This window comes from Dyella sp. (assembly GCF_051962475.1).
Lineage (GTDB): Bacteria > Pseudomonadota > Gammaproteobacteria > Xanthomonadales > Rhodanobacteraceae > Dyella_A.
In genome coordinates this window covers 130,609-145,775 of the sequence record NZ_JBQCCF010000034.1, presented here as the reverse complement: position 1 = coordinate 145,775, position 15,167 = coordinate 130,609, and the positions used below count along the sequence as shown (strand labels likewise).

Genomic DNA, 15,167 nt, shown 5'->3' with positions numbered 1-15,167 from the left:
CACGACGGACGTGACCGGTGCCGTGACCCTGCCGGAAGGCGTGGAGATGGTGATGCCGGGCGACAACGTGAAGATGGTGGTGAGCCTGATCCACCCGATCGCGATGGACGAAGGCCTGCGCTTCGCGATCCGCGAAGGTGGCCGCACCGTCGGCGCCGGCGTGGTGGCCAAGGTCATCAAGTAAGGCTTGTCCTTGCCTTCCGGCGACACCCCTCGTGGCGTCGCCCGGTGGCTGGATAGCACAACGGCGGCTACGGCCGCCGTTGTGCTATCCAGCGTCAGCGGCAAGGGAAAATGGGCTGACCCTCTTTTCTTTGTCGTTAGAGCTTGCTATACTTGACGGGTTATATGGAGGGTTTGCTGCTCGTCAGTGAGCCTCCTTACCGCGAAATGAGGTGCAGGATGCGCTTCGAGTTCGCTGGCACGGAACGCCTGGGGCTATGACACGATCATCAAGGCTTGCGCCTTGTTGATCTTTGTTTTTACGCCTTTTATACTTTTCTGCTCGGCAAGTCGGTTTTCCGGCTTGCCGAACATTTTGGGCGGCCCCTGGTGGCGGCCCGCGCAAGTGGTGGCATGGGTTGTGCGGAGCGGTGAGAAGCCGTTCCGGATCACAGTTTTTGTTCTTTAGACAACAGGACACGGTTATGGCGAACCAGAAGATTCGCATTCGGCTCAAGGCGTACGATCACCGTCTGATCGACCGCTCGGCCAGCGAGATCGTCGAGACGGCCAAGCGCACTGGCGCAACGGTTCTCGGTCCGATTCCGCTCCCGACCAAGATCGAGCGCTACACCATTCTGGTGTCGCCGCACGTCGACAAGGATGCACGCGACCAGTACGAGACCCGTACGCACAAGCGTGTACTCGACATCGTTGACCCCAACGACAAGACCGTGGACGCGCTCATGAAGCTTGATCTCGCCGCTGGCGTCGATGTTCAGATCAAGCTCGGTTGAGCGATAGACAGGATACGAAGATGAGTATCGGACTGGTTGGCCGCAAGTGCGGCATGAGCCGACTCTTCACTGAGGATGGCCGCTCGATTCCGGTGACGCTGATTGAGGCGACGCCGAACCGCGTGACCCAGGTGAAGACGGAAGAGAATGATGGCTACAGCGCTGTGCAGGTTGCGGCGGGCGTGAAGCGCGCCTCGCTGCTGACCCAGCCGCTGAAGGGCCACTACGCCAAGGCGAAGGTTGAGCCGGGTCGTGGGCTGTGGGAGTTCCGCGTGTCTGCCGATGATCTCGGCAAGTACGCTGTCGGCGCCGAGATCAAGGCGGACGACGTGTTCTCCGCGGGCCAGATCGTGGACGTCGCCGGCGTGTCGAAGGGCAAGGGTTTCCAGGGCACGATCAAGCGCTGGAACTTCAAGATGGGTGACGCCACCCACGGTAACTCGCTGTCGCATCGCGCGCCGGGTTCTATCGGTCAGCGCCAGACGCCGGGTCGCGTGTTCCCGGGCAAGAAGATGTCCGGCCACATGGGTGCGGTCAACCGCACGCAGCAGGGTCTGGAAGTGGTCAAGGTCGACGCCGAGCGTCACCTGATCGCGGTGAAGGGCGCGGTGCCGGGTGCTACCGGTGGCGACGTCGTCATCCGTCCGACCACCAAGGGTTGAGGAGAGACGCCATGGAACTGAATGTCATTGGCGCCAAGCCGCTCAGCGTGTCGGACGAAGTGTTCGGCGGCGAGTACAAGCAGGCCCTGGTTCACCAGGTGGTCGTGGCCTACCAGGCCGGCGGTCGCGCGGGTACCAAGGCCCAGCTTTCGCGTGGTGAGATGTCCGGCACCACCAAGAAGTTCAAGAAGCAGAAGGGCGGCGGTGCCCGTCACGGCGACTATCGCGCCCCGATCTTCGTTGGTGGTGGTGTGACGTTTGCCGCCAAGCCGCGCAGCTTCGAGCAGAAGGTCAACCGCAAGTCGTACCGCGTGGCGATCCGCTCGATCTTGGCCGAGCTCAACCGTGCCGACCGTCTGAAGGTCGTCGAAGGCTTCGGCATCGACAGCCCGAAGACCTCCGCAATGGTCGCCAAGCTCGCCGAGCTCCAGGTGTCCGGCCGCGTGCTGCTGGTTTCCGAGGATGCCACCGAGTCGGTGTTTCTCGCCGCGCGCAACATCCCGTACGTCCACGTGCTCGATGTGCTGGCGCTCAACCCGGTCAGCCTGGTCGGTTCCGACTACGTGGTCATGACCGTCGATGCGGTGAAGAAGATCGAGGAGTGGCTGGCATGAGCAACGAACGCATTCTCAACACGCTGCGTGCCCCGCACATCTCGGAAAAGGCTGCCCGTCTGGCCGAGAGCAACCAGTACGTGTTTGTCGTCGCCCCCGAGGCAACCAAGGCCGATGTCCGCGCCGCCGTGGAGCAGATGTTCGACGTCAAGGTCGAGCAGGTGAACCTCGTCAACGCCAAGGGCAAGGTCAAGTCCTTCCGTTTCCGCACTGGCAGCCGCCAGGGCAAGCGCAAGGCCTATGTGCGCCTCGCCGATGGTCAGACCATCGATGTGTCGGCCAAGGCCTGAGCCAGGAGTTCTGTGAGATGGCACTAATTACGCACAAGCCGACCTCGCCCGGGCGTCGCGACGCAGTCAGCGTCCGCACCGAAGGTCTGCACAAGGGCGCTCCCTACGCGCCGCTGACCGAGTCGCAGTCGAAGACGGGTGGTCGCAACCATTACGGTCGCATCACCACGCGTCATCGTGGCGGCGGTCACAAGCAGCAGTACCGCATCATCGATTTCAAGCGCGACAAGGAAGGCATCGCTGGCCTCGTCGAGCGGATCGAGTATGACCCCAACCGCACCGCGCATATCGCGCTGCTGTGCTACGCCGATGGCGAGCGCCGCTACATCATCGCGCCGAAGGGCGTGGCGGTGGGTGACCGTCTGGTGTCCGGCTCCGATTCGCCGATCAAGGCCGGCAACTGCCTGCCCCTGCGCAACATCCCGGTCGGTTCGACTGTGCACTGCATCGAGATGAAGGCAGGCAAGGGTGCGCAGATCGCTCGCAGCGCCGGCGCCTCGGTGCAGCTGGTGGCTCGCGAGTCCGGTTACGCCACGCTGCGCCTGCGCTCCGGCGAGATGCGCCGCGTGCCGGTCGACTGCCGCGCCACCATCGGCGAAGTCGGCAACTCCGAGCACAGCCTCAAGAAGCTGGGCAAGGCTGGCGCCAAGCGTTGGAAGGGCATTCGTCCGACCGTCCGCGGCGTGGTCATGAACCCGGTCGACCATCCGCACGGCGGTGGTGAGGGCAAGACTTCTGGTGGTCGTCATCCGGTCAGCCCGTGGGGCACGCCGGCCAAGGGCTACAAGACCCGCAACAACAAGCGCACGCAGCAGTTCATCGTGCGTCGTCGCAAGTAACAGGAAGCCGACATGCCGCGTTCTCTGAAGAAAGGTCCGTTCGTCGACCTTCACCTTGTCAAGAAGGTGGAAGCTGCGGTTTCCGCCAACAACAAGCGCCCGATCAAGACCTGGTCGCGTCGCTCGATGATCCTGCCGGAAATGGTCGGCCTGACCATCGCCATCCACAACGGTCGCCAGCACGTGCCGGTGCTCGTCAACGAGAACATGGTCGGGCACAAGCTCGGCGAGTTCGCGGTGACTCGCACCTTCAAGGGCCATGGCGGCGATAAGAAGGGCAAGTGATGAGCACTGAAGCCAAAGCGATCCTGCGCAGCGCCCGCATCTCGGCGCAGAAGGCACGCCTGGTAGCTGACCTGGTCCGCGGTCTCCCCGTGGGTCGCTCCAGCGACGTGCTCCAGTTCACCAACAAGAAGGCCGCACACCTCGTTCGCAAGGTGCTGCTGTCGGCCGTCGCCAATGCCGAGAACAACCTCGGCGCTGACGTGGACGAGCTGAAGGTCTCGCGCATCTTCGTGGACGAGGGTCCGGCGATGAAGCGCATGTACGCCCGCGCCAAAGGCCGCGGTTCGCGCATCCTGAAGCGCACCAGCCACATCACTGTGGTCGTTGGCAACTGACTGAGGGTATAGACGATGGGTCATAAAGTTCATCCCACCGGTATCCGCCTCGGCATCGCCAAGGACTGGAACTCGAAGTGGTACGCAAACAAGGCTGACTACGCCAAGTATCTGGTCGCCGACCTCAAGGTCCGCGACATGCTTCGCAAGAAGCTGGCGCAGGCCGGCATCTCGAAGATCCAGATCGAGCGCCCGGCCAAGACCGCCCGCGTGACGATCCACAGCGCCCGTCCGGGCGTGGTGATCGGCAAGAAGGGTGAGGACATCGAGAAGCTGCGCAAGGAAGTCAGCCAGATGATGGGCGTCCCGACGCACATCAACGTGAACGAGGTCCGCAAGCCGGAGCTCGACGCGCAGCTGGTGGCCGAGTCGATCGCGCAGCAGCTCGAGCGTCGCATCATGTTCCGCCGCGCCATGAAGCGTGCGGTCGGAAACGCAATGCGCCTGGGCGCCCTGGGTGTGAAGATCAACGTTTCGGGCCGTCTGAACGGTGCCGAGATCGCCCGCTCCGAGTGGAGCCGTGAGGGTCGCGTGCCGCTGCACACGCTGCGTGCGGACATCGACTACGGCACCGCCGAAGCGAAGACCACCTACGGCATCATCGGCATCAAGGTGTGGATCTACAAGGGCGAAATCTTCGATATGGCGCAGATCGGCCAGGAGTCGAAGGAAGAGCAGTCGCAGCCGCGCCGCGAAGGTGGCGAGGGTCGTCGTGAGCCACGTCGCGAAGCCGGTGACGGCCGTCGCGAGCGGTCGGCGAAGTAAGGAGAGTTGCCATGTTGCAACCCAAGCGAACCAAATTCCGCAAGCAGTTCAAGGGCCGCAATGACGGCCTGGCTTTCAGCTCCAACCTCGTCAGCTTCGGCGAGTACGGCCTGAAGGCGACCACGCACGGCGCCCTCACTGCCCGTCAGATCGAGGCGGCCCGTCGTTGCATCACGCGTTTCGTGAAGCGCGGCGGCAAGCTCTGGATCCGCGTGTTCCCGGACAAGCCGATCACCAAGAAGCCGATCGAAGTCCGCATGGGCGCGGGCAAGGGCGGCGTCGAGCTGTGGGTCGCGCCGATCCAGCCTGGCCGCATGCTCTATGAAATCGAGGGTGTCGACGAGCCGACGGCACGCGAGGCGTTTCGCCTGGCCGCCGCCAAGCTCTCGGTGCAAACCCAGTTTGTCAGCCGGGCGGTGATGTGATGGCTATCAAAGATATCAACAACAAGTCGGTCGAAGAGCTGAACCAGCATCTGCTGGACCTTCGCAAGGAGCAGTTCAATCTGCGCATGCAGAAGGGCACCGGCCAGCTCAGCCAGCCGCACCAGCTGCGCCGCGTTCGGCGCGACATCGCCCGCACGAAGTTCGTGCTCGGCGGCAAGAAGTAAGGGACGGCGGACATGAGCGACAATCAGAAACAGGCACGCACCCTGCAGGGTCGCGTGGTCAGCAACAAGATGGACAAGACGGTCACGGTGCTGGTCGAGCGCCAGGTGCAGCACGGCCTGCTCGGCAAGATCATCCGCCGCTCCACCAAGCTTCATGCCCAGGATGACCTGGGTGCGAACGAGGGCGACGTGGTGCGCATTGCGGAATGCCGCCCGCTGTCCAAGACCAAACATCACCGCGTGGTTGAAATCCTCACGCGCGCCAACGTCTAAGGGGAGGGTGCAGACATGATCCAGATGCAAAGCACGCTTTCCGCAGCGGACAACAGCGGCGCCAAGGAGCTGATGTGCATCAAGGTGCTGGGCGGCTCCAAGCGCCGCTACGCAGCCATCGGTGACGTGATCAAGGTCACCGTGAAGGATGCCATCCCGCGCGGCAAGGTGAAGAAGGGCGAGGTGTACAACGCCGTGGTCGTTCGCACCGCCAAGGGTGTGCGTCGTCCCGATGGCTCGCTGATCCGTTTCGACGGCAACGCGGCTGTCCTCCTCAACAACAAGCTCGAGCCGATCGGCACCCGTATCTTCGGGCCGGTTACCCGCGAGCTGCGCAGCGAGAAGTTCATGAAGATCGTCTCGCTCGCGCCCGAAGTGCTCTGAGCGGAGTAATAACCATGAACCGTATCCGCAAGGGTGATCAGGTCCTCGTGATCACCGGCAAGAACAAAGGCCAGCGCGGCGATGTGCTGCGCGTCGATGGCGATCGCGTTTTCGTCGCCAACGTGAATCTGGTCAAGCGCCACACCAAGGCGAACCCGCAGGCCAACCAGCCCGGCGGCATCGTCGAGCGTGAGGCCTCGATCCATCTCTCCAATGTGCAGCTGTTCAACCCCGCCACGAACAAGGGTGAACGCGTTGGCACCAAGACGCTCGAAGATGGGCGCAAGGTCCGCGTGTTCCGTTCGAGTGGCGAGGTCGTGGACGCGTAAGGAACACGATCATGACGCGCCTTGAAAAATTTTATAAAGAGCAGGTAATCACCAAGCTCACCGAGAAGTTCGGCTATGAGAACGTGATGCAGGTTCCCCGCATCACCAAGATCACGCTGAACATGGGTGTGGGTGAGGCGGCGGGCAACAAGAAAGTGCTCGAGAACGCCGTTGCCGACATGGCCAAGATTGCCGGTCAGAAGCCGATCACGACCAAGGCGCGCGTTTCCGTGGCCTCGTTCAAGATCCGCGACGGTTGGCCGATCGGCTGCAAGGTGACCCTGCGCCGCGCCCAGATGTGGGAGTTCCTCGACCGCCTGATCAACATCTCGCTGCCCCGCGTCCGCGACTTCCGCGGCGTGTCGGGTCGCGCCTTCGACGGCCGTGGCAACTACAACTTCGGCGTGAAGGAACAGATCATCTTCCCCGAAATCGACTTCGACCAGATCGACGCGATGCGTGGCATGGACATCTCCATCACCACCACCGCCAAGACCGACGCCGAAGCCAAGGCGCTGCTGGAAGCTTTCAGCTTCCCGTTCCGCAACTGATACGCGAGAGATAACCCATGGCAAAGACCTCGATGGTCAACCGCGATCTGAAGCGGACCAAGCTCGTCCAGAAGTACGCCGCCAAGCGCGCCGAACTGAAGGCGGTCGTGCTGAGCCCCAGCGCCTCGTACGACGAGAAGATGGACGCCCAGACCAAGTTGCAGAAGCTGCCGCGTGACGCGAGCCCGGTTCGTCAGCGCACGCGCTGCGCGCTGTCGGGTCGTCCGCGCGCCGTGTACAAGAAGTTCGGCCTCGGCCGCAACAAGCTGCGTGAAGCGACCATGCGCGGTGACGTGCCGGGTCTGCGCAAGGCCAGCTGGTAATACCTGATCGGATGACTGCGGCGGGCTAGTTCCTCGCTGCAGTCCATCCAGCAGGCGGGACACCTCGCCTGTTGACGCTACGGCGCCTCGATATTCGCAAAAGCCGGAAAAGGCTGCTACACTTGTCGGTCTGCGCAACGCAGGCTGCTTCGCTGCAGCTCACAATCTAGAATTGATTTCCGGTTTTATCGGATATCGGTGCACTCTGAAGGATGTTTTCATGAGCATGACTGATCCCATCGCCGATCTGTTTACGCGTGTGCGCAATGCCCAGCTGTCGGGCAAGCAGGCCGTAAGCATGCCGTCGTCGAAGCTGAAGGTGGCGATCGCCAACCTTCTCAAGAACGAGGGCTACATCCTCGACGCCAAGACTTCCGACCAGGAAGGCAAGCCGGTGCTCGAGATCAAGCTCAAGTATTTCGAAGGCCGCCCGGCCATCGAGACCATTTCCCGAGTCAGCCGCTCCGGCCTGCGCGTCTATCGCGGCAAGGACGAGTTGCCGAAAGTGCTCGGTGGCCTCGGTATCTCGATCATTTCGACTTCCGCCGGTCTGCTGACCGACGCGCAGGCCCGCGCCAAGGGCCTGGGCGGCGAAGTCATCGGCCAAGTGGCATAAGGAGTCGACGATGTCCCGTGTTGCTAAGAAGCCGATCAGCCTGCCCAAGGGCGTGGAGCTGAAGGTCGCCGCCGAGGGTATCTCGGTGAAGGGGCCGAAGGGCTCGCTGTCCGTGCATGCTCTGCCGGGCGTGAACGTTGCTGTCAACGACGGCGTCGCCACGATCGAGCTGGCCGAGGGCGCTGACGACAAGTTCGGTGGCACCGCTCGCGCGCTGCTGGCGAACATGATCAAGGGCGTGTCCGAGGGTTACGAGCGCAAGCTGGAGCTGGTCGGCGTGGGTTACCGCGCGTCGATGGCCGGCAAGGCGCTGAACCTGAGCCTGGGTTTCTCCCATCCGGTGGTGTTCAACGCGCCGGAAGGCGTGACCATCGAAACTCCGACGCAGACCGAGATCCTGATCAAGGGCTCGGACAAGCAGAGCGTGGGTCAGGTGGCTGCCAAGATTCGCGGCTTCCGTCCGCCGGAGCCCTACAAGGGCAAGGGTGTGCGCTACGCCGGTGAGAAGATCACGCTGAAGGAAGCCAAGAAGGCTTAAGGCGGCGTCCCGGCAACTGCCGGGTGCCTGCTGAAGCCGATCCGCTTTCTGGAGAACATGACAATGAACAAGAACGAATCCCGCCTGCGCCGCGCCAAGTCGACCCGCTCGCACATCCGCAAGCTCGCCGTGCCGCGCCTGTCGGTGCATCGCACGGGCCAGCACCTGTACGCACAGGTGTTCGACGCTTCGGGCACCAAGGTGGTCGCTGCCGCGTCCACCGTGCAGAAGGCGGTCGCCGAGGGCCTGAAGGGCACCAAGAACCTCACCGCCGCTGCGGCGGTGGGCAAGGTCATTGCCGAGCGCGCCCTGGCGGCCGGCATCGATGCCGTCGCGTTCGACCGCTCCGGCTTCCGTTATCACGGTCGCATCAAGGCCCTGGCCGATGCTGCGCGCGAAGCTGGTCTGAAGTTCTGATGTAACGGCTGCCGCGCCTGGCGTGGCAGCCGCTTGAAGTACCTACAACTCCAAGCGGCCCAGCCGCAAGCAAAAGTCCCGCATGGTCGGGCACATGGAAACGAACATGTCTTCTAACGATCGCGAAAATTCGGACGGCCTGCTCGAGAAGCTGATTGCCGTCAACCGAGTGGCCAAGACCGTCAAGGGTGGCCGCCAGATGAGCTTCACGGCATTGACCGTGGTTGGCGACGGCGAAGGCCGCGTCGGTTTTGGTTACGGCAAGGCGCGTGAAGTGCCGGTGGCCATTTCCAAGGCTATGGAGCGTGCGCGCCGCCAGATGGTGAACATCGAGCTCAACAACGGCACGCTGTGGTACGCCATCAAGGCCAATCACGGCGCGGCACGCGTCTACATGCAGCCCGCTTCGGAAGGTACCGGCGTGATCGCCGGCGGCGCGATGCGCGCCGTGCTGGAAGTGGTCGGCGTGAAGAACGTGCTGGCCAAGGCGGTGGGTTCGCGTAACCCGATCAACCTCGTGCGCGCCACCATCAAGGGTCTGCAGGCTGTCGCCTCGCCCAAGAAGATCGCCGCGAAGCGTGGCAAGACCCTGGATGAGGTGTTGGGCAATGGCTAAGAAAGAGACCGCCGACAAGACCGTGCGCGTGCGCCTGGTCAAGGGTCTGCGTGGCGTGCAGAGCCGTCATCGTCTGAGCGTCAAGGCCCTGGGCCTGGGCAAGCTCAACGACGTCCGTGAGCTGAAGGACAGCCCGCAGGTGCGTGGCCTGATCAACACGGTCTATTACCTGGTCCGGGTCGAGGAGTAATCATCATGCGTCTTAACGACATCAAGCCGGCCGCCGGTTCCCGCAAGACGCGCCTGCGCGTCGGCCGCGGTATCGGTTCGGGCCTGGGCAAGACCGCCGGTCGCGGTCACAAGGGTCAGCACGCTCGCGCGGGCGGCACCCACAAGTACGGCTTCGAAGGCGGCCAGATGCCGCTGCAGCGTCGCCTGCCGAAGGTGGGCTTCCGCTCGCTGAAGAAGGCGGAGAGCCAGGAAGTGTTCCTGTATCAGCTGGCCACCCTCAAGGCGGACGTGATCGACGTCGTGGCGCTGCATCAGGCTGGCCTGATCGACAGTCGCGCGAAGAAGGTCAAGGTCGTGGCCAAGGGCGAGATCGGTCGCGCTGTGAAGCTCTCCGGCGTCCTCGCCACGGCCGGCGCCAAGGCGGCCATCGAGGCGGCCGGCGGCAGCGTGGAGTAATCCAGTGGCCGCAGCCAAGGGCAGCCAGCTCGGATCGCTCGGCAAGCTGACGGAACTGCGTCAGCGCATCTTCTTCGTGATTGGTGCGCTGATCGTCTTCCGCCTCGGTTCGTTCATCCCCGTGCCGGGGGTGAATCCGGAGGCGATGACGCGGCTCATCGAGCAGCAGGGCGGTGGTCTGTTGAACATGTTCAACATGTTTTCCGGCGGATCGCTCTCGCGCATGTCGGTGTTTGCACTCGGCGTGGTGCCGTACATCTCGGCCTCCATCGTGGTGCAGATGATGGGTTCGGTGATCCCGAGCCTGCAGAACCTGCGCAAAGAGGGCGAGGCTGGTCGACGCAAGATGACCATGTATACGCGCTTCGGCACGGTGGGTCTGGCGGCATTCCAGGCCTTCGGTATCGCGGTGGCGCTGCAGAAGCAGGTGGCGGCCGGCGGCGTGCCGGTGGTCTACATGCCGGGTATGGGTTTCGTGATTGCGTCGGTGGTCGGTCTGACGGCCGGCACGATGTTCCTGATGTGGCTGGGTGAGCAGATCACCGAGCGAGGCATCGGCAACGGCATCTCGCTGCTGATCTTCGCCGGTATCGTGGCCGGGCTTCCCGGTGCGGTGGCGCATACCCTCACCATGCAGGCAAACGGCGAACTGGGCAGCGGTCTGAAGCTGATTCTGATCGTGGCGGTGGTGCTGGCGACGACGGCGTTTGTGGTGTTCATGGAGCGCGCCCAGCGGCGCATCACTGTGAACTACGCGCGCAAGTCCGGCGGCCAGCAGGCCTACATGAACCAGAGCTCGCACCTGCCGCTGAAGATCAACATGTCGGGCGTGATCCCGCCGATCTTCGCCAGCAGTTTGCTGCTGTTCCCGGCAACCGCGCTGAGCTGGTTCGGTACGGGCCACCAGTCGCGCTGGCTGCAGTCGTTGACCCAGGCGCTGACTCAGGGTGAGCCGCTGCATGATGTGATCTTTGCCGTGTTGGTGATTACGTTTGCGTTCTTCTACACCGCGATCGTTTTCAACTCGCAGGAGACGGCGGACAACCTCAAGCGCTCCGGCGCGCTGATTCCGGGCATTCGCCCAGGCAAGGCGACCGCCAGCTATATCGATTCGGTGATGACCCGCCTGACCGGCGTGGGCGCTCTTTACCTGGTGCTGGTGTGTCTGGTGCCGACGTTCATGCAGAAGTCGTGGAACGTGCCCTTCTACTTCGGCGGTACCTCGCTGCTGATCGTGGTGGTGGTGGTGATGGACTTCACCTCGCAGGTGCAGGCCCATCTGGTCAGCCACCAATACGAAGGTTTGCTCAAGAAGGCCAATCTCCGCCGCAACTGATGGCTGCTGGGGCGTAGGAGCTGGGCTGGATCGTGGGGAAGCGGGCGGCGGGTGCCGCAGGGCTTTCCAGTGAAGTTAATTCAGGTTAAAATTGCGCGTTTACCGCGCACGAAACGCATCGGAGAAAGAACATCATGGCGCGCATCGCGGGTGTCAATTTGCCGGTCCAGAAACACGTCTGGGTCGGCCTGCAGAGCATCTACGGCATCGGCCGCAGCCGGTCCAAGAAGGTCTGCGCGGACGCCGGAGTGGTTCCGACCACGCCGATCAAGTCCCTCAGCGAGGGTGAGGTGGAGAAGCTCCGCCACGAAATCGCCAAGTACGTTGTCGAAGGCGATCTGCGTCGCGAGGTGGGTATCGCCATCAAGCGTCTGATGGATCTGGGTTGCTACCGCGGTCTTCGCCACCGTCGTGGCCTGCCGGTGCGCGGTCAGCGCACGCGTACCAACGCCCGCACCCGCAAGGGTCCGCGTCGCGCGATCAAGAAGTAACGGATTCGAATTATGGCCAAGCCTGTCAAGACCAAGAAGAAGATCAAGCGCGTTGTCACGGATGCCGTGGCTCACGTGCAGGCCTCCTTCAACAACACCATCGTCACCATCACCGATCGCCAGGGCAACGCGTTGTCCTGGGCGACCGCTGGCGGCGCCGGTTTCCGCGGTTCGCGCAAGTCGACCCCGTTTGCCGCCCAGGTCGCCGCCGAGAAGGCCGGTCGCGCCGCTGGCGACTACGGCGTGAAGACCGTCGAAGTGCGCATCAAGGGCCCGGGCCCGGGCCGTGAGTCGGCGGTGCGTTCGCTGAACGCGCTCGGCTACAAGGTGCTGAACATCATCGACGTCACGCCGATTCCGCACAACGGCTGCCGTCCCCCCAAGAAGCGTCGAGTCTAAGGAGCATACCCATGGCCCGTTATCGTGGAGCTACCTGCAAGCTCGCCCGTCGTGAGGGTTCGGACCTCAGCCTGAAGAGCCCGGCCCGCGCGCTGGACTCCAAGTGCAAGCTGGAGAACAAGCCCGGCCAGCATGGCGCCAACAAGCGCATGCGCATGTCCGACTATGCCGTCCAGCTGCGCGAGAAGCAGAAGGTCAAGCGCATCTACGGCGTGCTCGAGCGTCAGTTCAGCAACTACTACACCAAGGCGTCGACCCTGAAGGGCAACACCGGTGAGAACCTGCTGCGCCTGCTCGAAAGCCGTCTGGACAACGTCGTCTATCGCATGGGTTTTGCGGTGACCCGCGCCCAGGCCCGCCAGCTGGTTGCCCACAAGGCAATCCTGGTGAACGACAAGAAAGTGAACATCCCTTCCTACCAGGTCCGTCCCGGTGACGTGATCGCCCTGACCGAGCGCGCGCGCAACCAGCTGCGCGTGCAGGAAGCGGCGACCGTGTTCGACACCATGGACCTTCGCCCGCAGTGGGTGGAAGTGGATGCCAAGAAGTTCGCCGGCACGTTCAAGTCGGTGCCGGATCGCGGTGATCTGCCGTCCGACATCAACGAAGCGCTGATCGTCGAGCTTTACTCGAAGTAATCAACCGGAGCTCTGCATGGCAGTTTCGTCAACTAGCGTGCTGCGGCCTCGCGGCCTCAGCGTCGAACAGCTCGCAGCCAACCGCGCCAAGGTGGTGGTCGAGCCGCTCGAGCGTGGCTTTGGCCACACCCTGGGCAACGCGCTGCGCCGCGTGCTGCTCTCCTCGATTCCCGGCAGTGCCATTGTCGAGGTCGAGATCGATGGCGTGCTCCACGAGTACACCACGCTTGAGGGCCTGCAGGAGGACGTGATCGAAGTCCTGCTGAACCTCAAGGACGTCGCGATCCGCCAGCACTCGGGCGACGAGGTCACGCTGACCTTGTCCAAGAAGGGCAAGGGCGTGGTCACGGCGGGCGACATCACGGTGGACCACACGGTCGAGATCATCAATCCCGAGCACGTGATCTGCCATCTCACCAAGGACATCGAGCTCAACATGCGTCTGAAGGTGCGTCGTGGCGTCGGCTACCAGCCGGCCAGCACGCGCCAGCATCCGGATGAAGAGACCCGTCCGATCGGTCGCCTGCAGCTGGACGCGTCGTTCGCGCCGGTGCTGCGCGTGGCCTACGAAGTGGACGCTGCTCGCGTCGAGCAGCGCACCAACCTCGACAAGCTCGTGCTCGACATCGAGACCAACGGCACCATCGGTGCGGAAGACGCGGTTCGCAAGGCCGCCGAGATCCTCAACGACCAGCTGTCCGTGTTCGGTGACTTCTCGCGTCGCGAGAGCGCCACCGATACGGCTGAGAAGAGCGGTTTCGATCCGCTGCTGCTGCGTCCGATCGACGATCTGGAGCTCACCGTGCGTTCGGCGAACTGCCTGAAGGCCGAGAGCATCTACTACATCGGCGATCTGGTGCAGAAGACCGAGGTGGAGCTCCTGAAGACCCCGAACCTCGGCAAGAAGTCGCTGACCGAGATCAAGGACGTGTTGGGTGGCCGCGGTCTGGCGCTCGGCATGAAGCTTGAGAACTGGCCGCCGCCGGGCCTTTCGCACGGCATGCAGCTGGGTTGATGTATCTGTGCCGCGGTCGCCATGCGACCGCGGCATTTTGCCGAGTGTGGGCCAGCTGCGGCCGACACGGTTCCGGCAACGTTCGCGGCCCTTGGCCGCATGCCCCAGGTCCGGCCTGGCGGCGATCGCAGCACCTGATCCGTCATCACTCATAGCGGGCAACCGCGGGACGCCAGCCATCGTGCCGGCCTCTCATAACAACACAAGAGATTTTCGCCATGCGTCATATGAAGAGCGGCCGCAAGCTCAACCGCACCAGCAGCCATCGCGAAGCGATGTTCCGCAACATGGCCTCGTCGCTGATCAAGCACGAGCTCATCCGTACCACCCTGCCCAAGGCGAAGGAACTGCGTCGCGTGGCCGAGCCGCTGATCACGCTCGCCAAGACCGACGGCGTCGCCAACCGCCGCCTCGCCTTCTCGCGTCTGCGCGACAAGCAGGCTGTGGGCAAGCTGTTCGTCGAGATCGGCCCGCGTTACCGCGAGCGTCCCGGCGGCTACCTGCGCATCCTCAAGTGCGGCTTCCGCCCGGGCGACAACGCGCCGATGGCGTACGTCGAGCTGGTCGATCGCCCGCAGGCTGTCGAGGCCGTCGACGCCGAGTAAGCCTTGGATCGGGATGCTTGAGCGTCCAGACAACAAAGCCCCGGCTGGTTGACCCGCCGGGGCTTTTCTTTTGTCGCGTTTCGGATGTCGCCCCAGGCTGACAGGCGTTCGGCGACAGGTTAATGTCGGCTACCGCACTGCACCACGATGTCATGAATCCACTTGCCTGGTCCTACCGTTCCGTCGCCATCGCCGGCTTCCTGATCTGCGCGGGCCTGCTCGGCTACGCGCTCTACGCCGAGCACGTGCTGGCGATGATCCCGTGCCCCCTGTGCATCTTTCAGCGCATCGGCTTCATGGTGATGGGGGTGTTCTTCCTGCTTGCGGCGATTCACGCGCCGCGCGGTCGTGGTCGCTGGGTCTATACCGGCGGCGTGTTGCTGGGTGCGCTGTTCGGTATCGCCGTGGCCGGGCGTCATCTGTGGATCCAGTCGCTGCCCGCCGATCAGGTGCCGCTGTGTGGCGGCGACCTGAGTTACATGCTCGACACGTTCCCCTTTGCGAAGGTGCTGAAGCTCGTCTTCACCGGTTCGGGCGAGTGCGCCAAGGTGCAGCCGGTGCTGGGACTGCCGATGCCGGCGTGGACGCTGCTGTGGTTCGTGCTGCTGGCGGTGTGGGCGGTCGTGGCGACGCGTCGGCGGAGCGCCTGA

Annotated in this window: 28 protein-coding genes and 1 pseudogene; all 29 read left to right on the top strand. The window is 63.5% G+C overall.

The window, feature by feature from the left end; all coding sequences use genetic code 11:
* A pseudogene (gene tuf / locus ACTHJF_RS08210) lies at positions 1–184 on the top strand (elongation factor Tu); the annotation flags it as partial.
* Between the two features lie 463 nt (positions 185–647).
* Positions 648–959, top strand: coding sequence for a 30S ribosomal protein S10 (rpsJ, locus tag ACTHJF_RS08205; protein WP_017461875.1), 312 nt, complete (start codon positions 648–650; stop codon positions 957–959).
* A 20-nt stretch (positions 960–979) separates the two neighbouring features.
* On the top strand, positions 980–1,621 hold the full coding sequence (gene rplC / locus ACTHJF_RS08200) for a 50S ribosomal protein L3 (RefSeq protein ID WP_431633971.1): 642 nt from the start codon (positions 980–982) through the stop codon (positions 1,619–1,621).
* 11 nt (positions 1,622–1,632) lie between these two features.
* On the top strand, positions 1,633–2,235 hold the full coding sequence (rplD, locus tag ACTHJF_RS08195; RefSeq protein WP_440266675.1) for a 50S ribosomal protein L4: 603 nt from the start codon (positions 1,633–1,635) through the stop codon (positions 2,233–2,235).
* Entirely contained in the window at positions 2,232–2,525 is a 294-nt protein-coding gene (rplW, locus tag ACTHJF_RS08190; protein WP_404630784.1) for a 50S ribosomal protein L23, read from the top strand. Before rplD ends, rplW begins: the two co-directional genes overlap by 4 nt.
* A 17-nt stretch (positions 2,526–2,542) precedes the next feature.
* Positions 2,543–3,364, top strand: coding sequence for a 50S ribosomal protein L2 (gene rplB / locus ACTHJF_RS08185; RefSeq protein WP_440266674.1), 822 nt, complete (start codon positions 2,543–2,545; stop codon positions 3,362–3,364).
* A gap of 12 nt (positions 3,365–3,376) precedes the next feature.
* Positions 3,377–3,649, top strand: a complete 273-nt coding sequence (gene rpsS / locus ACTHJF_RS08180) for a 30S ribosomal protein S19 (RefSeq protein WP_017461870.1) — start codon at positions 3,377–3,379, stop codon at positions 3,647–3,649.
* Entirely contained in the window at positions 3,649–3,984 is a 336-nt protein-coding gene (gene rplV, locus ACTHJF_RS08175) for a 50S ribosomal protein L22 (RefSeq protein WP_440266673.1), read from the top strand. The genes rpsS and rplV overlap by 1 nt, the downstream gene beginning before the upstream one ends.
* A 15-nt stretch (positions 3,985–3,999) precedes the next feature.
* Complete coding sequence (rpsC, locus tag ACTHJF_RS08170) at positions 4,000–4,749, top strand: 30S ribosomal protein S3 (RefSeq protein ID WP_404630791.1); 750 nt, start codon at positions 4,000–4,002, stop codon at positions 4,747–4,749.
* 11 nt (positions 4,750–4,760) lie between these two features.
* Entirely contained in the window at positions 4,761–5,174 is a 414-nt protein-coding gene (gene rplP, locus ACTHJF_RS08165) for a 50S ribosomal protein L16 (RefSeq protein ID WP_404630793.1), read from the top strand.
* On the top strand, positions 5,174–5,359 hold the full coding sequence (rpmC, locus tag ACTHJF_RS08160; protein WP_063672323.1) for a 50S ribosomal protein L29: 186 nt from the start codon (positions 5,174–5,176) through the stop codon (positions 5,357–5,359). The genes rplP and rpmC overlap by 1 nt, the downstream gene beginning before the upstream one ends.
* Positions 5,360–5,371: 12 nt before the next feature.
* Positions 5,372–5,632: a 30S ribosomal protein S17 gene (gene rpsQ, locus ACTHJF_RS08155; RefSeq protein ID WP_431633966.1), complete on the top strand. Its 261-nt coding sequence runs from the start codon at positions 5,372–5,374 to the stop codon at positions 5,630–5,632.
* Between the two features lie 15 nt (positions 5,633–5,647).
* Positions 5,648–6,016, top strand: a complete 369-nt coding sequence (gene rplN / locus ACTHJF_RS08150) for a 50S ribosomal protein L14 (RefSeq protein WP_007513359.1) — start codon at positions 5,648–5,650, stop codon at positions 6,014–6,016.
* Between the two features lie 14 nt (positions 6,017–6,030).
* On the top strand, positions 6,031–6,345 hold the full coding sequence (gene rplX / locus ACTHJF_RS08145) for a 50S ribosomal protein L24 (protein ID WP_324896979.1): 315 nt from the start codon (positions 6,031–6,033) through the stop codon (positions 6,343–6,345).
* A gap of 8 nt (positions 6,346–6,353) precedes the next feature.
* Positions 6,354–6,896 carry a 50S ribosomal protein L5 gene (rplE, locus tag ACTHJF_RS08140; RefSeq protein ID WP_431638154.1) on the top strand — a complete coding sequence of 181 codons (543 nt, stop codon included), beginning with the start codon at positions 6,354–6,356 and terminating at the stop codon, positions 6,894–6,896.
* Positions 6,897–6,913: 17 nt separating this feature from the next.
* The gene (rpsN, locus tag ACTHJF_RS08135; RefSeq protein ID WP_440266672.1) at positions 6,914–7,219 is read left to right on the top strand and encodes a 30S ribosomal protein S14; all 306 of its coding nucleotides are present in this window, start codon (positions 6,914–6,916) and stop codon (positions 7,217–7,219) included.
* Positions 7,220–7,439: 220 nt separating this feature from the next.
* Positions 7,440–7,835, top strand: a complete 396-nt coding sequence (rpsH, locus tag ACTHJF_RS08130; RefSeq protein WP_404630800.1) for a 30S ribosomal protein S8 — start codon at positions 7,440–7,442, stop codon at positions 7,833–7,835.
* 10 nt (positions 7,836–7,845) lie between these two features.
* Entirely contained in the window at positions 7,846–8,373 is a 528-nt protein-coding gene (rplF, locus tag ACTHJF_RS08125; protein ID WP_440256659.1) for a 50S ribosomal protein L6, read from the top strand.
* A 57-nt stretch (positions 8,374–8,430) separates the two neighbouring features.
* Entirely contained in the window at positions 8,431–8,790 is a 360-nt protein-coding gene (rplR, locus tag ACTHJF_RS08120) for a 50S ribosomal protein L18 (protein WP_431638153.1), read from the top strand.
* 106 nt (positions 8,791–8,896) lie between these two features.
* Complete coding sequence (gene rpsE / locus ACTHJF_RS08115) at positions 8,897–9,406, top strand: 30S ribosomal protein S5 (RefSeq protein WP_324896974.1); 510 nt, start codon at positions 8,897–8,899, stop codon at positions 9,404–9,406.
* Positions 9,399–9,596 (top strand): 50S ribosomal protein L30, encoded by a 198-nt coding sequence (gene rpmD, locus ACTHJF_RS08110; RefSeq protein WP_431633963.1) that lies wholly within the window; start codon positions 9,399–9,401, stop codon positions 9,594–9,596. Before rpsE ends, rpmD begins: the two co-directional genes overlap by 8 nt.
* Positions 9,596–10,033: a 50S ribosomal protein L15 gene (gene rplO, locus ACTHJF_RS08105; RefSeq protein ID WP_431638152.1), complete on the top strand. Its 438-nt coding sequence runs from the start codon at positions 9,596–9,598 to the stop codon at positions 10,031–10,033. Before rpmD ends, rplO begins: the two co-directional genes overlap by 1 nt.
* Before the next feature lie 4 nt (positions 10,034–10,037).
* The gene (gene secY, locus ACTHJF_RS08100; RefSeq protein WP_431633961.1) at positions 10,038–11,369 is read left to right on the top strand and encodes a preprotein translocase subunit SecY; all 1,332 of its coding nucleotides are present in this window, start codon (positions 10,038–10,040) and stop codon (positions 11,367–11,369) included.
* A 134-nt stretch (positions 11,370–11,503) separates the two neighbouring features.
* Positions 11,504–11,860 carry a 30S ribosomal protein S13 gene (gene rpsM / locus ACTHJF_RS08095; protein ID WP_423254194.1) on the top strand — a complete coding sequence of 119 codons (357 nt, stop codon included), beginning with the start codon at positions 11,504–11,506 and terminating at the stop codon, positions 11,858–11,860.
* Positions 11,861–11,872: 12 nt separating this feature from the next.
* Positions 11,873–12,259, top strand: a complete 387-nt coding sequence (rpsK, locus tag ACTHJF_RS08090) for a 30S ribosomal protein S11 (protein WP_007513384.1) — start codon at positions 11,873–11,875, stop codon at positions 12,257–12,259.
* A gap of 11 nt (positions 12,260–12,270) precedes the next feature.
* Positions 12,271–12,897 (top strand): 30S ribosomal protein S4, encoded by a 627-nt coding sequence (gene rpsD / locus ACTHJF_RS08085; protein WP_431633960.1) that lies wholly within the window; start codon positions 12,271–12,273, stop codon positions 12,895–12,897.
* Between the two features lie 16 nt (positions 12,898–12,913).
* Positions 12,914–13,912, top strand: a complete 999-nt coding sequence (locus ACTHJF_RS08080) for a DNA-directed RNA polymerase subunit alpha (RefSeq protein ID WP_440266671.1) — start codon at positions 12,914–12,916, stop codon at positions 13,910–13,912.
* 218 nt (positions 13,913–14,130) lie between these two features.
* On the top strand, positions 14,131–14,517 hold the full coding sequence (gene rplQ, locus ACTHJF_RS08075) for a 50S ribosomal protein L17 (RefSeq protein WP_431633958.1): 387 nt from the start codon (positions 14,131–14,133) through the stop codon (positions 14,515–14,517).
* Positions 14,518–14,669: 152 nt separating this feature from the next.
* Positions 14,670–15,167 (top strand): disulfide bond formation protein B, encoded by a 498-nt coding sequence (locus ACTHJF_RS08070; protein ID WP_440266670.1) that lies wholly within the window; start codon positions 14,670–14,672, stop codon positions 15,165–15,167.